Source organism: Vibrio sp. SSH13-20, from assembly GCF_040104475.1.
In the GTDB taxonomy this organism is placed as follows: Bacteria; Pseudomonadota; Gammaproteobacteria; order Enterobacterales; family Vibrionaceae; genus Vibrio; species Vibrio harveyi.
The window spans coordinates 108,317-122,970 of record NZ_JBECOU010000009.1; the positions used below are offsets into that span (position 1 = coordinate 108,317).

11 protein-coding genes and 12 tRNA genes are annotated in these 14,654 nt (G+C 46.3%); 3 read left to right on the top strand and 20 right to left on the bottom strand.

Features of this window, described 5'->3' with window-relative positions; all coding sequences use genetic code 11:
• Positions 1 to 2: 2 nt before the first annotated feature.
• The 7 genes from hflK to tsaE all read right to left on the bottom strand — a co-directional run bounded on the left by hflK (position 3) and on the right by tsaE (position 8,236).
• Complete coding sequence (hflK, locus tag ABMY42_RS22790; RefSeq protein ID WP_005451415.1) at positions 3 to 1,205, bottom strand: FtsH protease activity modulator HflK; 1,203 nt, start codon at positions 1,203 to 1,205, stop codon at positions 3 to 5.
• A 45-nt stretch (positions 1,206 to 1,250) separates the two neighbouring features.
• On the bottom strand, positions 1,251 to 2,540 hold the full coding sequence (gene hflX / locus ABMY42_RS22795; RefSeq protein WP_005451407.1) for a ribosome rescue GTPase HflX: 1,290 nt from the start codon (positions 2,538 to 2,540) through the stop codon (positions 1,251 to 1,253).
• A gap of 38 nt (positions 2,541 to 2,578) precedes the next feature.
• Complete coding sequence (hfq, locus tag ABMY42_RS22800) at positions 2,579 to 2,842, bottom strand: RNA chaperone Hfq (protein WP_005451405.1); 264 nt, start codon at positions 2,840 to 2,842, stop codon at positions 2,579 to 2,581.
• 194 nt (positions 2,843 to 3,036) lie between these two features.
• A complete protein-coding gene (gene miaA / locus ABMY42_RS22805; protein WP_005451402.1) occupies positions 3,037 to 3,969 on the bottom strand; it encodes a tRNA (adenosine(37)-N6)-dimethylallyltransferase MiaA in 933 nt (310 codons plus the stop codon).
• The gene (mutL, locus tag ABMY42_RS22810; RefSeq protein ID WP_009699455.1) at positions 3,966 to 6,029 is read right to left on the bottom strand and encodes a DNA mismatch repair endonuclease MutL; all 2,064 of its coding nucleotides are present in this window, start codon (positions 6,027 to 6,029) and stop codon (positions 3,966 to 3,968) included. The genes miaA and mutL overlap by 4 nt, the downstream gene beginning before the upstream one ends.
• 18 nt (positions 6,030 to 6,047) lie before the next feature.
• On the bottom strand, positions 6,048 to 7,778 hold the full coding sequence (locus tag ABMY42_RS22815) for a LysM peptidoglycan-binding domain-containing protein (protein WP_005451397.1): 1,731 nt from the start codon (positions 7,776 to 7,778) through the stop codon (positions 6,048 to 6,050).
• On the bottom strand, positions 7,772 to 8,236 hold the full coding sequence (gene tsaE, locus ABMY42_RS22820; protein ID WP_005438321.1) for a tRNA (adenosine(37)-N6)-threonylcarbamoyltransferase complex ATPase subunit type 1 TsaE: 465 nt from the start codon (positions 8,234 to 8,236) through the stop codon (positions 7,772 to 7,774). The genes ABMY42_RS22815 and tsaE overlap by 7 nt, the downstream gene beginning before the upstream one ends.
• Before the next feature lie 297 nt (positions 8,237 to 8,533).
• Between tsaE and queG the strand changes: the two genes are divergently transcribed.
• The gene (gene queG, locus ABMY42_RS22825) at positions 8,534 to 9,661 is read left to right on the top strand and encodes a tRNA epoxyqueuosine(34) reductase QueG (RefSeq protein WP_005451394.1); all 1,128 of its coding nucleotides are present in this window, start codon (positions 8,534 to 8,536) and stop codon (positions 9,659 to 9,661) included.
• A 528-nt stretch (positions 9,662 to 10,189) separates the two neighbouring features.
• Here the strand turns inward: queG and ABMY42_RS22830 are convergent.
• The 13 genes from ABMY42_RS22830 to orn form a co-directional block, all read right to left on the bottom strand.
• Positions 10,190 to 10,266 (bottom strand) — tRNA-Met (locus tag ABMY42_RS22830).
• A gap of 280 nt (positions 10,267 to 10,546) precedes the next feature.
• Positions 10,547 to 10,622, bottom strand: a tRNA-Gly gene (locus ABMY42_RS22835).
• Positions 10,623 to 10,657: 35 nt separating this feature from the next.
• Positions 10,658 to 10,733 (bottom strand) — tRNA-Gly (locus ABMY42_RS22840).
• Between the two features lie 35 nt (positions 10,734 to 10,768).
• A tRNA-Gly gene (locus ABMY42_RS22845) sits at positions 10,769 to 10,844 on the bottom strand.
• A gap of 18 nt (positions 10,845 to 10,862) precedes the next feature.
• Positions 10,863 to 10,939: transfer RNA gene (locus ABMY42_RS22850), tRNA-Met, on the bottom strand.
• A 39-nt stretch (positions 10,940 to 10,978) separates the two neighbouring features.
• Positions 10,979 to 11,054 (bottom strand) — tRNA-Gly (locus tag ABMY42_RS22855).
• Positions 11,055 to 11,072: 18 nt separating this feature from the next.
• Positions 11,073 to 11,149 (bottom strand) — tRNA-Met (locus ABMY42_RS22860).
• A 42-nt stretch (positions 11,150 to 11,191) separates the two neighbouring features.
• Positions 11,192 to 11,267: transfer RNA gene (locus ABMY42_RS22865), tRNA-Gly, on the bottom strand.
• A gap of 18 nt (positions 11,268 to 11,285) precedes the next feature.
• Positions 11,286 to 11,362 (bottom strand) — tRNA-Met (locus ABMY42_RS22870).
• A 39-nt stretch (positions 11,363 to 11,401) separates the two neighbouring features.
• Positions 11,402 to 11,477, bottom strand: a tRNA-Gly gene (locus tag ABMY42_RS22875).
• Positions 11,478 to 11,495: 18 nt separating this feature from the next.
• Positions 11,496 to 11,572 (bottom strand) — tRNA-Met (locus ABMY42_RS22880).
• A gap of 55 nt (positions 11,573 to 11,627) precedes the next feature.
• Positions 11,628 to 11,703, bottom strand: a tRNA-Gly gene (locus tag ABMY42_RS22885).
• 156 nt (positions 11,704 to 11,859) lie between these two features.
• Positions 11,860 to 12,405 (bottom strand): oligoribonuclease, encoded by a 546-nt coding sequence (gene orn / locus ABMY42_RS22890; protein ID WP_349266829.1) that lies wholly within the window; start codon positions 12,403 to 12,405, stop codon positions 11,860 to 11,862.
• A gap of 129 nt (positions 12,406 to 12,534) precedes the next feature.
• On the opposite strand from orn, the gene rsgA reads away from it, so the two are divergent.
• On the top strand, positions 12,535 to 13,599 hold the full coding sequence (gene rsgA, locus ABMY42_RS22895; RefSeq protein WP_005448333.1) for a small ribosomal subunit biogenesis GTPase RsgA: 1,065 nt from the start codon (positions 12,535 to 12,537) through the stop codon (positions 13,597 to 13,599).
• A 116-nt stretch (positions 13,600 to 13,715) separates the two neighbouring features.
• A complete protein-coding gene (gene asd, locus ABMY42_RS22900; protein WP_009698885.1) occupies positions 13,716 to 14,573 on the top strand; it encodes an archaetidylserine decarboxylase in 858 nt (285 codons plus the stop codon).
• The last annotated feature ends 81 nt before the right edge of the window (positions 14,574 to 14,654 follow it).

Below are 14,654 nucleotides of genomic sequence, written 5' to 3' on the forward strand. Positions count from 1 at the left end.
TCTTAGTATCTCCCTTGACGTGTACCAGTTGAACGAGACTGCGTGTTCGAAGTGTCTTCTTGCGAACGCTCAGATTCCAATTGGATGTGATCGTACGTTGAAGTCGATTTCGATTTACGTTTAGTGTCTGTTTGACCATCTTGACCAGCCAGTTTATCGATTGGAAGGTAAAGAAGGTTGCCGCTAGATTCAGAGTCAATCAACACTTTCGATGTGCTTGAGTAAACCTCTTCCATCGCATCTAGGTACAGACGGTCACGAGTTACACCAGGTGCCGCTTGGTATTCAGGCAGTAGTTTTTCAAACTGAGCTACTTGACCAAGAGCTTCGTTGGTTACACGCTCGTTGTAACCTTGCGCTTCTTTCTTCAAACGCTCTGCACGACCTGTTGCTTTCGGCAAGATTTCGTTCTTGTAAGCTTCTGCTTCACGGATGAAACGCTCTTCATCCTCACGCGCAGCGATTGCATCATCAAACGCATCTTTAACTTGCTCTGGCGGACGCGCAGACTGGAAGTTCACATCAACAATCACGATACCCATATCATAGCTATCGATGATTTGATTTAGCGTTTCTTGTGTCGTTTGACGGATTTGCTGACGACCACTTGTTAGGATGCTATCCATCAGTGAATCACCAATTACCGCACGTAGCGCCGAATCTGTTGCTTGACGCAAGCTGTCGTCTGCATTGGTTACGCGGTATAGATATTTGTATGGGTCAGCAACACGGTATTGAACGTCCATTGCTACTGTTACTACGTTTTCATCTTTTGTCAGCATTAGACCAGATGCACGTAGCGAACGAATCGCTTGCACGTTAACCGCTTCGTATTCGTCGATAAAACGAGGACGCCAGTTCAGACCTGGGTCTACGATACGGTCGTATTTACCTAAACGCAGCACAACACCACGTTCTGCTTCACCGATGGTGTAAAAACCAGCGAAGAACCACACCGCAATCGCAATAACCGCAATTACGCCGAAGCCAATTGCGCCACCGCCACCGCCGATAGAAGAACCACCGCCGCCTTTTTTACCAAACTTGCCACCCAGCTTTTGACTCAGTTTGCTGAACACTTCATCTAAATCTGGCGGACCTTGATCTCGGCCACCAGGACGCTGGCCACCACGATTATTATTACCCCAAGGGTCATTATCGCGGCCATTGTTGCCGTTGTTATTTCCAGGCTCATTCCACGCCATTAGAAAGCTCCATCATTTGATATGACGTTATACTGTAGCAGTCCTTTAAGTGACTATAAAGTCGACTAAAACTGCCCCTTCTCTTTTTTCAAGTCTAGACCAATCTACCTGTTGCATTCGAATATCGATCAACAAGTTACCTTCCTGGTCATATTCCTCACGTTGAATACACTTCATTTGGAAGAATGTACTACGGAATCGTCCTTGATACTGTGGAGGAATTCGCAACTGATGCTCAACCATTTGCGACGCTAAACGCTCGGTCAGCGCGTCAAACAGAAGATCAATGCCTAATCCATCCATTGCAGAAACCCAGACCGCGCGAGGCACGCCTTCCTCATCTCGTTCTATACGTGGTTTCTGCTCTTCTAGATTGTCAATCTTGTTCATTACTACGAGCGTCGGCACTTCATGTGCATCGATCTCTTCTAAGACTTCATGAACAGCTTGAATATTCTCACGAAAACGCTCGTCACTGGCATCAACAACATGTAACAAAATGTCAGCTTCTTGCGTTTCCTGCAAGGTTGCTTTGAAGGCAGCAACCAAATCGTGAGGCAGGTGTCGGATAAAACCAACAGTATCTGCAAGTATTGCAGGTCCTACATCTGCTAACTCTATCTTACGTAAAGTTGGGTCAAGAGTAGCAAACAGTTGATCTGCCGCGTAAACGCCAGCTTCTGTAATACGGTTGAAGAGTGTCGACTTACCCGCGTTGGTGTAGCCCACGAGAGAAATGGTTGGTATTTCAGCTCGGTTTCGGGCACGGCGTCCTTGTTCACGCTGCTTGGCCACTTTTTCAAGTCGACGCAAGATAGCTTTGATTCTGTCACGCAATAAACGACGGTCGGTTTCTAACTGGGTTTCACCTGGACCACGTAGACCGATACCGCCTTTCTGCCTTTCAAGGTGCGTCCAACCGCGAATCAAACGAGTAGAAATATGGCGAAGTTGGGCTAGCTCAACTTGTAGCTTACCTTCGTGTGTTCGTGCTCGTTGAGCAAAGATATCGAGGATGAGACCGGTGCGGTCGAGAACTCGACATTTGCACAGTGCTTCGAGGTTACGTTCTTGGGCAGGAGAGAGGGAGTGATTAAAAATCACAATTTCAGCACCAGTTAATTGCACCGCAGTAGCAATTTCTTGTGCCTTACCCTCTCCGACATAGTATTTCGGGTGTGGGGATTGACGACTACCAGTCACAACTTGTAGCGTCTCTACCCCTGCGGAAGAAACCAGCATTTCGAATTCAGCTAGATCTTCCCATTCACCTTCTTGCGTGAAGTTGATATGAACAAGTACGGCTCGCTCACCGGATTCATAACGGTCAAACAAGCAATCAACTCCTTATTGTAAAAATACTAAATGAAGAATTAATCTTCAGATTTCTCTTGTGGACGATCACCTTGAGCACGATCACCGCTGTGGTGGCTCACTGGACGAGCCGGCACAACTGTAGAGATTGCGTGCTTGTACACCATTTGGTTAACAGTGTTCTTCAATAGGATCACGAATTGATCGAAAGATTCGATCTGACCTTGCAGTTTGATACCGTTCACAAGGTAGATAGATACCGGGATACGCTCACGACGTAGCGCATTTAGGAATGGGTCTTGTAGAGATTGCCCCTTAGCCATTTTATTTTCCTTATTTAATTTGTAGTTGTAATTATTTAGCTAGTGGTGCAATGCAAAAGGTACTGCTTTTTGCATCTGAGCTAAACGAATCAAAAATGCACCCTAAGTAATTAGCAGCATAGTATAAAAACCGCCAATAACAGATCCTTTGAGAGTGCGTTCACGCAAAAACGATCACATTATACACAGCTATCTCAATCAGATGCTATTGCTTCTGACATGGTTTCAAGTGCCTGTTCAATGTTATCGCTATCCAACCAAGTTAAATCATTCCAGCTGCGTAACCAGGTGATTTGACGCTTGGCCAATTGACGAGTTGCACAAATGCCACGAAAAACGGCTTCGTCGCGTGTGCAGTCCCCATCTAAGTACTCCCACATCTGTCTGTAGCCAACGCAACGGATAGAAGGAAGATCAGGGTGAAGATCCTTGCGCGCATACAACGCTTTCATTTCCTCTTCAAAACCCGCTTCCATCATCTTATCGAAACGCAGTTCAATTCGACGGTGAAGTTCTGCCCTGTCCTTGGGAGCTATTGCAAACTGTTTGACTCGGTAAGGCAAGCTGTCGCCTTTAGTTTGAGTCAACTCAGTAAGAGTTTTACCTGAAATACGGAAGACTTCCAACGCTCTCGATAAACGTTGAGGATCGTTTGGATGAATTCTCGCAGCTGATACAGGATCAATCTCTTTCAGCTCATCGTGCAACACCGACCAACCTTTAGTCAATGCCTCTTGCTCAATTTGCTGACGAATTTCAGGATTTGCAGCAGGAAGAGGTGATAAGCCTTCAAGTAACGCTTTGTAATACAGCATTGTACCGCCAACTAAGAGCGGAATTTTTCCTTCTGCAACAATGTCATCCATTGCTTGTAGTGCATCACGACGGAAGTCCGCCGCAGAGTACGATTCGCTCGGGTCAAGAATATCGATGAGACGATGCGGCGCTAGACTCAGCTCGCGCTCATCAGGTTTCGCCGTACCAATGTTCATGTCTTTGTAGATCAACGCCGAATCCACGCTGATGATCTCAACCGGATATTTCTGGCGAAGACGAATCGCTAGCTCTGTTTTACCTGATGCAGTTGGCCCCATTAAAAATAGCGCCAAAGGTAGTTTGTCTGTCATGGTCTTAATTTGGCAATCGTGGCAGAGAAATCAACAGCAGACACAAATTTCGTGTCTTCTAATGGCAATTGACCATGTCTTAGCTGTTCAAGTTCCGCAATAATTTGGATGGCTTCGGAAAGAGTATAGTGGCTCTTAACTGTGGTGACCTGCAAAGCAAGCCAATCTATCAGCTCAGATAATAACTGAGCCGTTGCCACTTCCCTCGTCACGCGAGTTTGCGCGTAAGATAACAGATCTGGTATCAAATTTTGTAAGTTTTGTTGACGCAATGGTGAAGGTACGCCCATGACCATCAAGGCTTTATCATTTCGAGCTTTTAGCTGAATGCCTAACTGAGCAAAATCTTGTTGGTAATCCTGCGCAAGTTGAACCAACTCCGGCTCCAATTTCACCGATAATGGTACCAGTAGTGGTTGCGCTTTTAATGCACCATCACTTGGTGTGAGTTGCCCTTTGGTTCGATAGAACTCAGCTCTTGGTAGTGCAACCAAAGCCACACCACTGTCGCTGCTCATTAATACGTACTGCTCATCGACCACAGCTAAAGCTTTGCTCAGCGCCATCACTGGGGTTAAAGCTGTCTCTGCTTGATTAGTGATCGCAGCCGCACTGGTTTCGCTTCGAGGTTCAAAATCAGGTGTCTGTAGCAATTCATGATACGCACGCACCTCTTGTTTGCTTGGTGCTGGCTCAGCATGACGCTGCTCTTTGTGTGCACTCGGTTTAGGCGCAGGTTTTGATTCAATCCAATCTGTTCTCTTGAACGAGTCTGCTACGCGCGCTTCCCGCACAGAGGAATCGCTTGGCATACGATCGCGAGGTTTCGTTTCGTAGTCTGAGCGCCCCGGATAGGCTGGGGTATTATCAATCGCTTGATACACGCGTTCTGGCACTGGGGAAGCGATATGTTCTGGAGCACCAGTTAGTTCTGGAGTGCTAGTTGCCTCAGGTGAACTTTCTGGTTCAGGGAGAGACGTCATTGCCTCAAGTGACTCTGCTACCTCAATAGGATCTGCGTGGTGGAATGCAGATTCATTCACATGTGGCTTATCAATCACTGAACTTTGCGCAAGGGCATCTGCCAACGCTTGATAGATGAAATCATGCACCAGACGTGCTTGATGGAAACGCACTTCATGCTTTGCAGGGTGCACGTTAACATCCACTTGGTGCGGATCGATCTCAATAAACAATACATACGCCGCGAATTGATCAGGTTTGAGGCTGGTTTCGTAACTTTGACGAATCGCGTGATTGATCAATTTGTCACGCATCATGCGGCCATTCACGTAGCAATATTGTAGATCACTTTGCTGCCTAGCCCCTTCTGGCGTTGTAATCCAACCATGAAGCTTGAGCCCTTGATGTTCCAGTTCGATGCGCAGCATATTACGCACAAAAGCATTACCACATACCGCAGCAATGCGTTTTTCTGTTTGAAGCTGATTTTTTGCCGCGCGGTATTGGCGAATCATTTTACCGTTGTGGCGAACATTGATAGTGACATCAAAGCGACTTAACGCAATACGCTTTAGCAGCTCGTCGATGTGAGCAAATTCGGTTTTTTCCGTGCGGAGGAATTTACGGCGCGCAGGCGTATTAAAGAACAGGTCTAAGACTTCAACTGAGGTACCAATTGGATGCGCCGTCGGTTGGAGTTTGACCTTCATGTCACGCCCTTCAGAATAGGCACTCCACGCTTGTTCCTGTGCGGCTGGACGAGAAGTCATGGTCAAGCGCGACACCGAGCTAATACTCGCTAACGCCTCACCGCGGAACCCCAAACTCATGATGGCTTCGAGATCGTCCAATGTATGGATCTTAGACGTAGCATGGCGACTTAGCGCCAAACCTAACTCATCTTTCACAATCCCTTTGCCGTTATCGCGCACACGAATTAGCTTAGCGCCACCTTTCTCGATATCAATATCGATACGGGTTGCACCAGAGTCGAGACTGTTTTCTACCAGTTCTTTCACGACAGAGGCAGGTCTTTCAACTACCTCCCCTGCCGCGATTTGGTTTGCCAATCGTGCTGGCAAAATCTTAATGGTCATGATGAGTTATCAGTTCACTTACTTGTTTGGAATAATCAGTACCTGCCCGACGGCAAGCTCATCAGAGCGCAAGTTGTTCGCTTTGCGAATGCTAGAGACACTGACACCATATTTCGACGCAATCTTGCCTAGGTATTCTCCACGAGCAACCTTGTGTTTGCGAATTGGTTTGTCTTTCACCGCAACGGTGATCTTCAACTTCTGACCGACCCAAAGCGTATCTGATTTCAAATTATTTTCACGGCGGATATCAGCAATCCTCACTTTGTAGTGGCTTGCGATCTTACCGAGGAACTCGCCAGATTTAACAGTGTGCGTAATTGTCTCAGTTTCTACCGTGTTAGGTTTATTCGGGATGGATACTGAAACGGCACCTGTACCCGGGATTTTCAGCTTCTGACCGACGGCTAAACCGCTTGATTTGAGCTTGTTCGCACTCATGATCGCTTTGGTCGACGAGCCATATTTCTGTGCAATCACAGAAAGCGATTCACCACGCTTCACGGTATGAACAACAGGTTTCGCAGAAGACGAGAACACCGTGCCTTCTGGAGGATTATCTTTCAAGTACTGTACGACAGCTTTAGTAATCGCACGCGCTAGCTTATCTTGGTGAGAGCGTTGGAATAGTAACTTCTCTTCCGTTGGGTTCGAGATAAAGCCCGTTTCAACCAAAACAGAAGGAATCTGCGGAGAACGCAAAACTGCCAAGCTGGTATTGATTGGTTTCGAGTTATGCAGGCGAGCAACTTTGCCCATCTCACCTAAAATGTTTGTCGCTAACTTATAACCTTCTTTTTGCGAATGGCTGAACTGAAGATCTAACAAAGTTTGGTTGACGTTACGGTCATTTGAATTGCTCACAAATGCCGTTCCAGAGCCACCAAGTAGCTCAGATTGTTTCTCGTGATTCTCTACCCAACGTGCAATTTCGGTATTGGCACGACGAGTATTTAACACGAACACCGAACCACCACGAGGTTTAGGAGAAGTAAACGCATCGGCGTGAATCGAAATTAATAAGTGTGCGTCATGTTCACGAGCAATCGCAACACGGCGATTCAAGTTGACGAAGTAGTCACCAGTACGAGTCATGCGAGTTTTGATGCCAGGTACTGCATTTAGCTGGGCTGAAAGCTTACGAGAGATGCTCAATACCGCGTCTTTTTCATACTTTCGACGTGATGGACCAATTGAACCAGGATCTTCACCACCGTGGCCTGGGTCGATCACGATCAGAATCTCTTGTGCACGTTGGACCGTACTCATGTCTTTGCTTGGTTTTGCCGGTTTGCTCGGCTTAGAAGTATTACTCGCCGCCGCTGATGTTTTCGCCCCATGTGGCAAATCAATCACCAAACGATGACCATACTGACCACCTGGCGTTGGTTTTAGCGTAAACAGTTCAGCTTTGACGCTCTTCTTCAACTCAAAAACCAAACGGTATGTGCTTTTGTTTGGCGGAGAGCTTTTACGAACACGCTTCAACACAGGACTGTCCGTTACCGTAACAGGCAACTTAGCTTGCATAGACGTGTTTTTAATATCCACGACCAAGCGATCCGGTCCAGATAAAGAGAAATAGGAATAGTCAGCTTCCGCGCTTAAATCGATGACAACACGAGTCTCATCTGGTGAAGGCCAAACTCGGAAACTTTTAACGACGTTAGCAAATGCTAAATTGGGGATGATAAGGAGAAAAGTGGCGACAAATGCCGCCACTACTCTAAATTTTGAAAGACTCAACATAGCTCCAATCGACTGAGTAACTGCACACCATATTCATTATTTGCCGTAAGTTCGGCTACGCGCTGCTCGCCTTGGTAGCGAATATCCACATCAAGATCCGGTTGTGGCAGCATTCCTTGCCCTTTTTCTGGCCATTCAACCAAACAAATCGCATCATCCGTGAAGTAATCGCGAATCCCCATGAATTCTAACTCTTCAGGATCTGCCAGTCGGTATAGATCAAAGTGGTAAACTTGCCACTTATCCAGCTGATAAGGTTCAACCAAAGTATAGGTCGGGCTTTTTACGTTTCCTTGATGGCCAAGAGCACGGACAAAACCACGACTAAAGGTTGTTTTACCCGCACCCAGATCGCCATGCAGATAAATAGTGGTTTGTTGGGAACAAAGTTGAGCCAACGCGGTACCTAGTGCTACCGTTTCATGCTCATCTTTCAGGTTAAATTGTTTCGTGCTCATTGATGTTTCTCTAACTAATGATCGTTGACTATATAAAAATCAAAAGAACAGGAATAGTAAACTGTGTTGGTTTTGAGAGACAAGCTTTCAAATGTCATATGTGCGAAAAAAGTAGCCAATAAGGCAAAACCTAATTACCTGATTCTATTGAATGCATAAACAAAATTGCTCATGCCTGCGTCAACTTTTGATGACTTTGTTTCAAAATCTATTTCTCGACTTTATGTCTAGACTTTCTGGTAGCACCAATTCATAAGATCCGGTAAGATCCGCCCCCCTTTATCTCGGTGATAAAACATGAACTTCGAACAACTCGCTCAACAAATCAAAATTTGGGGTAAAGAGCTCGGCTTTCAGAAAGTCGGTATCTGCGATGTTGATCTTAGTGAACATGAAGCGGCTCTGCAAAAATGGCTTGATCAAGGCTACCACGGTTCAATGGACTGGATGGCTCGTCACGGCATGATGCGCGCCAGACCAAATGAACTTTTGCCGGGAACCGTGCGAGTGATTAGCGTACGTATGGATTACTTGCCACCCGAAGCAAAGTTTGCTTCCAATCTGGCAAACAAAAACCACGCTTATATCAGCCGTTACGCGCTCGGGCGTGACTATCACAAATTGGTGAGAAAACAGCTTAATAAACTTGGCAAACTTATTGAGCAAGAAGTCGGACAATTTGGCTATCGCCCTTTTGTCGACTCAGCCCCGATCCTTGAACGTCCATTGGCGCAAAAAGCCGGATTAGGCTGGACTGGCAAACACTCTCTGATTTTGGATAAAGATTGCGGCTCTTGGTTTTTCCTTGGTGAGCTGCTTATCGACTTACCTTTGCCTGTTGATGAACCAAGCGTTGATCAATGTGACAAATGTAAAGCTTGCATCACATCTTGTCCGACACAAGCGATTGTCGATGAAAAAGTCGTGGATGCGAGACGCTGTATCTCATATCTCACGATTGAGTTTGATGGTGTGATCCCAGAAGAGTTCCGCAAACCGATGGGAAACCGTATCTATGGATGCGACGATTGCCAATTAGTTTGCCCTTGGAACCGATATGCAGAAATCACTGAGCAAGAGGATTTTCATCGCCGCGAGAGTTTTGAAGACCCAGATCTCGTTACCATGTTCAATTGGGATGAGGCAACCTTCCTAAAACAAATGGAAGGGTCAGCAATTCGTAGAATTGGACACCTGCAATGGCTACGTAATATTTCTGTCGCACTTGGCAATGCAGAATACAGCCAGAGAACAATTGATGCCCTAGAAGCAAGACGCGGTGAAAGTGAACTGCTCGATGAACACATTGAATGGGCTCTTGCACAACAATTCAACCAACTTCCAGCAAATGAATCGGATTCTATTGAGACCAAGAAAAAGCGTTTAATCAGAATCGTAGAAAAAGGACTTCCAAGAGACGCATAATGCGTAGCTCATATGCAAGAGATTGAAAACTCTTTTTGCACGATCAATTCATGACCTTGTTCTCAATTCTGTAATGTGGAAAAAAATTATAGAGTCGAAGGAATTCAGGGAAGATAAAAAAGTTAAACACAACCTGAAGAAATGACTAGGATCAAAAAAACACAAATTAATGATCCTAATTTAACGCATCCGATCCGCAATAAAAGCAAGTTTTACTATATAAAACAAGCAGTTACGCAGTTACAGAAAACTTTTATTGTGCCCTCACAAAGAAAAGATCTTTCTTTACAGTCCTTCAAATTGAAGCTGAGAACACTTTATCAACCAACTTATCCACAGAATGACATATGTGGATAACTCTGTTAATTAAAGAGCAGAAAGGGACCCGAACACCAGATTATTCGCTGTTCAGACAAGTCGTCTCATGTTTAAAACACAAACGAAATCGTCCGACATCGAGTGATGCGGATTAAATATTGTTTTTCAGGGGTTCATGCTTCGCAGCATTATGAAAAGAGCGATGTGAATTGGTTGCGGGAGCCGGATTTGAACCGACGACCTTCGGGTTATGAGCCCGACGAGCTACCAAGCTGCTCCATCCCGCGTCCATGTATCACTGCTTTTGCAGTAATAAGAATTGGAGCGACACACGAGGTTGCCCTATCTATAACAGAAAGGCGTGACCTCAACCTTGACAAGTTTTTACTCTATAAACGAGCGAGTGTCGCAATTCATTGTTAAGCACAATGAAAGCTATAAAGCTGGAGCGACACACGAGGTTCCCTATTCATAATAGAAAGGCGTGACCTCAACCTTGGCAAGTTTTTGCTCTATAAACGAGCGAGTGTCGCAATTCACTGTTAAGCACAATGAAAGCTATAAAGCTGGAGCGACACACGAGGTTCGAACTCGTGACCTCAACCTTGGCAAGGTTGCGCTCTACCAACTGAGCTAGTGTCGCAATGTCACTGTTAAGCACAATGAGGGCTATCAAATTGGAGCGACACACGAGGTTCGAACTCGTGACCTCAACCTTGGCAAGGTTGCGCTCTACCAACTGAGCTAGTGTCGCAATGTCATTGTTAAGCACAATGAAGGCTATCAAATTGGAGCGACACACGAGGTTCGAACTCGTGACCTCAACCTTGGCAAGGTTGCGCTCTACCAACTGAGCTAGTGTCGCATATTCTCAGAAGAGAATTGGTTGCGGGGGCCGGATTTGAACCGACGACCTTCGGGTTATGAGCCCGACGAGCTACCAAGCTGCTCCACCCCGCGTCCGTATTTCATTGTTAAGCACAATGAGAGCTATAAAATTGGAGCGACACACGAGGTTCGAACTCGTGACCTCAACCTTGGCAAGGTTGCGCTCTACCAACTGAGCTAGTGTCGCATACTCTCAAAAGAGAATTGGTTGCGGGAGCCGGATTTGAACCGACGACCTTCGGGTTATGAGCCCGACGAGCTACCAAGCTGCTCCATCCCGCGTCCATAGTTCATCATTTAAGGTATGATGAAAACCTTTTAATTTGGAGCGACACACGAGGTTCGAACTCGTGACCTCAACCTTGGCAAGGTTGCGCTCTACCAACTGAGCTAGTGTCGCATATTCTCAGAAGAGAATTGGTTGCGGGGGCCGGATTTGAACCGACGACCTTCGGGTTATGAGCCCGACGAGCTACCAAGCTGCTCCACCCCGCGTCCGTATTTCATTGTTAAGCACAATGAGAGCTATAAAATTGGAGCGACACACGAGGTTCGAACTCGTGACCTCAACCTTGGCAAGGTTGCGCTCTACCAACTGAGCTAGTGTCGCATACTCTCAAAAGAGAATTGGTTGCGGGAGCCGGATTTGAACCGACGACCTTCGGGTTATGAGCCCGACGAGCTACCAAGCTGCTCCATCCCGCGTCCATAGTTCACCATTTAAGGCATGATGAAAGCCTTTCTTTCCACTTAAGAAAATTGGAGCGACACACGAGGTTCGAACTCGTGACCTCAACCTTGGCAAGGTTGCGCTCTACCAACTGAGCTAGTGTCGCATCAACAACGTTTCCGCTGTTCAGGGCTGCGAATTATAAGAGCATTTTTTTGTGATGCAAGTCCTTCGTTCAAAAAAACTTTATTTTTTTACTGACAGATGAAAAAGCAAGCAAAACGCTCATTAATTACAACAATTTGGATCGCAGCCTTAACAGTTAGATCTTAAAGATCGTTTCGCGGTAGTACTTTAGCTCAGCAATCGACTCACGGATATCATCCAATGCCAGATGCGTGCCCTGCTTCGAAAAACCGTCTAACACTTCTGGTTTCCAACGGCGAGTCAGTTCTTTAAGCGTACTCACGTCCAAATAACGGTAGTGGAAGTATTCTTCCAACTCAGGCATATGCTTGTACAAGAATCGACGGTCCTGACCAATACTGTTACCACAAATTGGAGAAACGCCTTTTGGTACCCATTTCTCAAGGAACTCGATGGTCTGCGCAACGGCATCTTGTTCAGAGACGTCACTGTTGCGAACGCGATCAACCAAACCACTTGCAGTGTGCGTATTGGTACACCAGTCATCCATCTTCGCCAGCTCTTCTTCTGGCTGATGAACGACTAAAACTGGACCCTCAGCTAAAATATTTAACTCACTATCCGTGACGATAGAAGCAATTTCGATGATTTTGTGCGTTTCAGGATCGAGACCTGTCATCTCTAAATCCACCCAAATCAGGTTTTGATCGCTAAAGGACATGGTTACGCCGCCTATTTGTTTATCGATAAAAGAGGTACTATACCTGAAAATACTTGAAACACGATACTCACGAGTTTGAGCCGAAAGCGTGCTCAATCAGTTGAGTTAACTCACATTAAGTACAAGATTGTGGCAAAAAAGAAAAAGTTAACCAAAGGTCAGGTGCGCCGCGTACGCAGCAACCAACAAAAACGCCTAAAGAAGCAAGAAGAGTCTATCCAGTGGGATGAGAACATGCTGGGCGCAAGTAAACAGGGTCTCGTTATCACTCGTTTCGGTCAGCACGCTGACATCGAAGATCTAGAAACCGGTGAGGTGCAGCGCTGTAACCTTCGTCGTGGTATCGAATCACTGGTGTCTGGTGATCGCGTGCTTTGGCGTGAAGGGCTTGAGTCAATGGCAGGTATCTCTGGCGTGGTTGAAGCCGTAGAACCTCGCACATCAATGCTAACTCGCCCTGACTACTACGATGGCTTGAAACCTGTCGCCGCTAACATCGACCAAATGGTGATCGTGTCTTCGGTTTTGCCTGAGCTTTCGCTCAATATCATTGACCGCTACTTGGTGGCGTCAGAAACCCTGAACATCGCACCGCTACTAGTACTCAACAAAATAGACCTACTTGCTGATGAAGATCGAGCGATGTACGAAGAGTGGCTAGAAGAATACAAACGCATTGGCTACAAAGTACTGTTTGTGAGCAAGCAGTCAGGTGAAGGCATTGCCGAACTTGAAGAGCAATTGCGTGATCGTATCAATATCTTCGTTGGTCAATCTGGCGTAGGTAAATCGAGCCTAGTAAACGCACTGATGCCTGAACTTGAGCAGGAAGTGGAAGAAGGCGAGATCTCAGAGAACTCAGGTTTGGGTCAGCATACAACCACAGCAGCTCGCTTGTATCACATCCCTACTGGTGGCGATTTGATTGACTCTCCAGGAGTACGTGAATTCGGTCTGTGGCACTTAGAAGCAGAGGAAGTGACCAAAGCATTTGTTGAATTCCGTCCTTATCTTGGCGGTTGTAAGTTCCGCGACTGTAAGCACAATGACGATCCTGGCTGTATCTTGCGAGAGGCCGTGGAAAAAGGCGAAGTGAGTGAAGTCCGTTTTGAGAACTACCATCGCATCCTAGAAAGCATGGTGGAAAACAAAGCCAACCGTCAGTATTCACGCAGCAAGAAAGCTGATCTGTAGCCGAGATAACGCTGCAACTGTGTAAGAAATCATCACCTAATACTGACAAGCAGATGAAATTTCAGTAACATCACGCGCCCTAAAGCGAGAATCTAACAGAAGTATCGGAATTAAAGATGGACAAGATTAAAGTTGGACTGCAGTACTGGATCCCACAACACGGACTAACGCGCCTAGTGGGTAAACTGGCTTCAGCTGAGGCTGGCGGTCTAACAACAGCAATCATTCGCTGGTTTATCAAACAATACAATGTGAACATGGATGAGGCGAAGCACTCCGATCCTAAGCACTTCAAAACCTTCAATGAATTCTTTGTACGTGAGCTAAAAGAAGGCGCTCGTCCAATTACGGAAGGTGAAAAGGTGATCACTCACCCTGCGGACGCGTGCGTAAGCCAATTTGGTCCGATTGAAGATGGTCAGCTTATCCAAGCTAAAGGTCATAACTTCTCAGCACAAGAGCTACTAGGTGGTGACGCAAAACTGGCTGAAGAGTTCCAAGACGGCTCTTTTGCTACTTTGTACCTATCGCCTCGTGACTACCACCGCGTACACATGCCATGTGACGGTACGCTGCGTCAGATGATTTACGTACCTGGTGACCTATTTTCAGTTAACCCACTAACCGCAGAGAACGTGCCAAACCTATTTGCACGTAACGAGCGTGTAGTGTGTATCTTCGATACTGAGTTTGGTCCAATGGCACAAGTACTGGTTGGTGCAACTATCGTAGGTAGCATTGAGCAAGTATGGGCAGGCACTATCACGCCGCCACGCGGTAACTCGGTTTACAAATGGGACTACCCTGCAGAAGGCGATAAAGCGGTTATCTTGAAGAAAGGCGAAGAAATGGGGCGCTTCAAGCTTGGCTCAACCGTTATCAACCTTTTCGCAAAAGATGCTATCGCATTCGATGAAAGCATGGAAAATGGTAAGCCAACCGTAATGGGTACACCTTACGCTCATCAGCAGTAAGACTCCTACTCAAACTGACTTTGAAGCCTCCGTTTACGGGGGCTTTTTTATTGACGAAAAGCAAAACTCTGTTCGAAATTT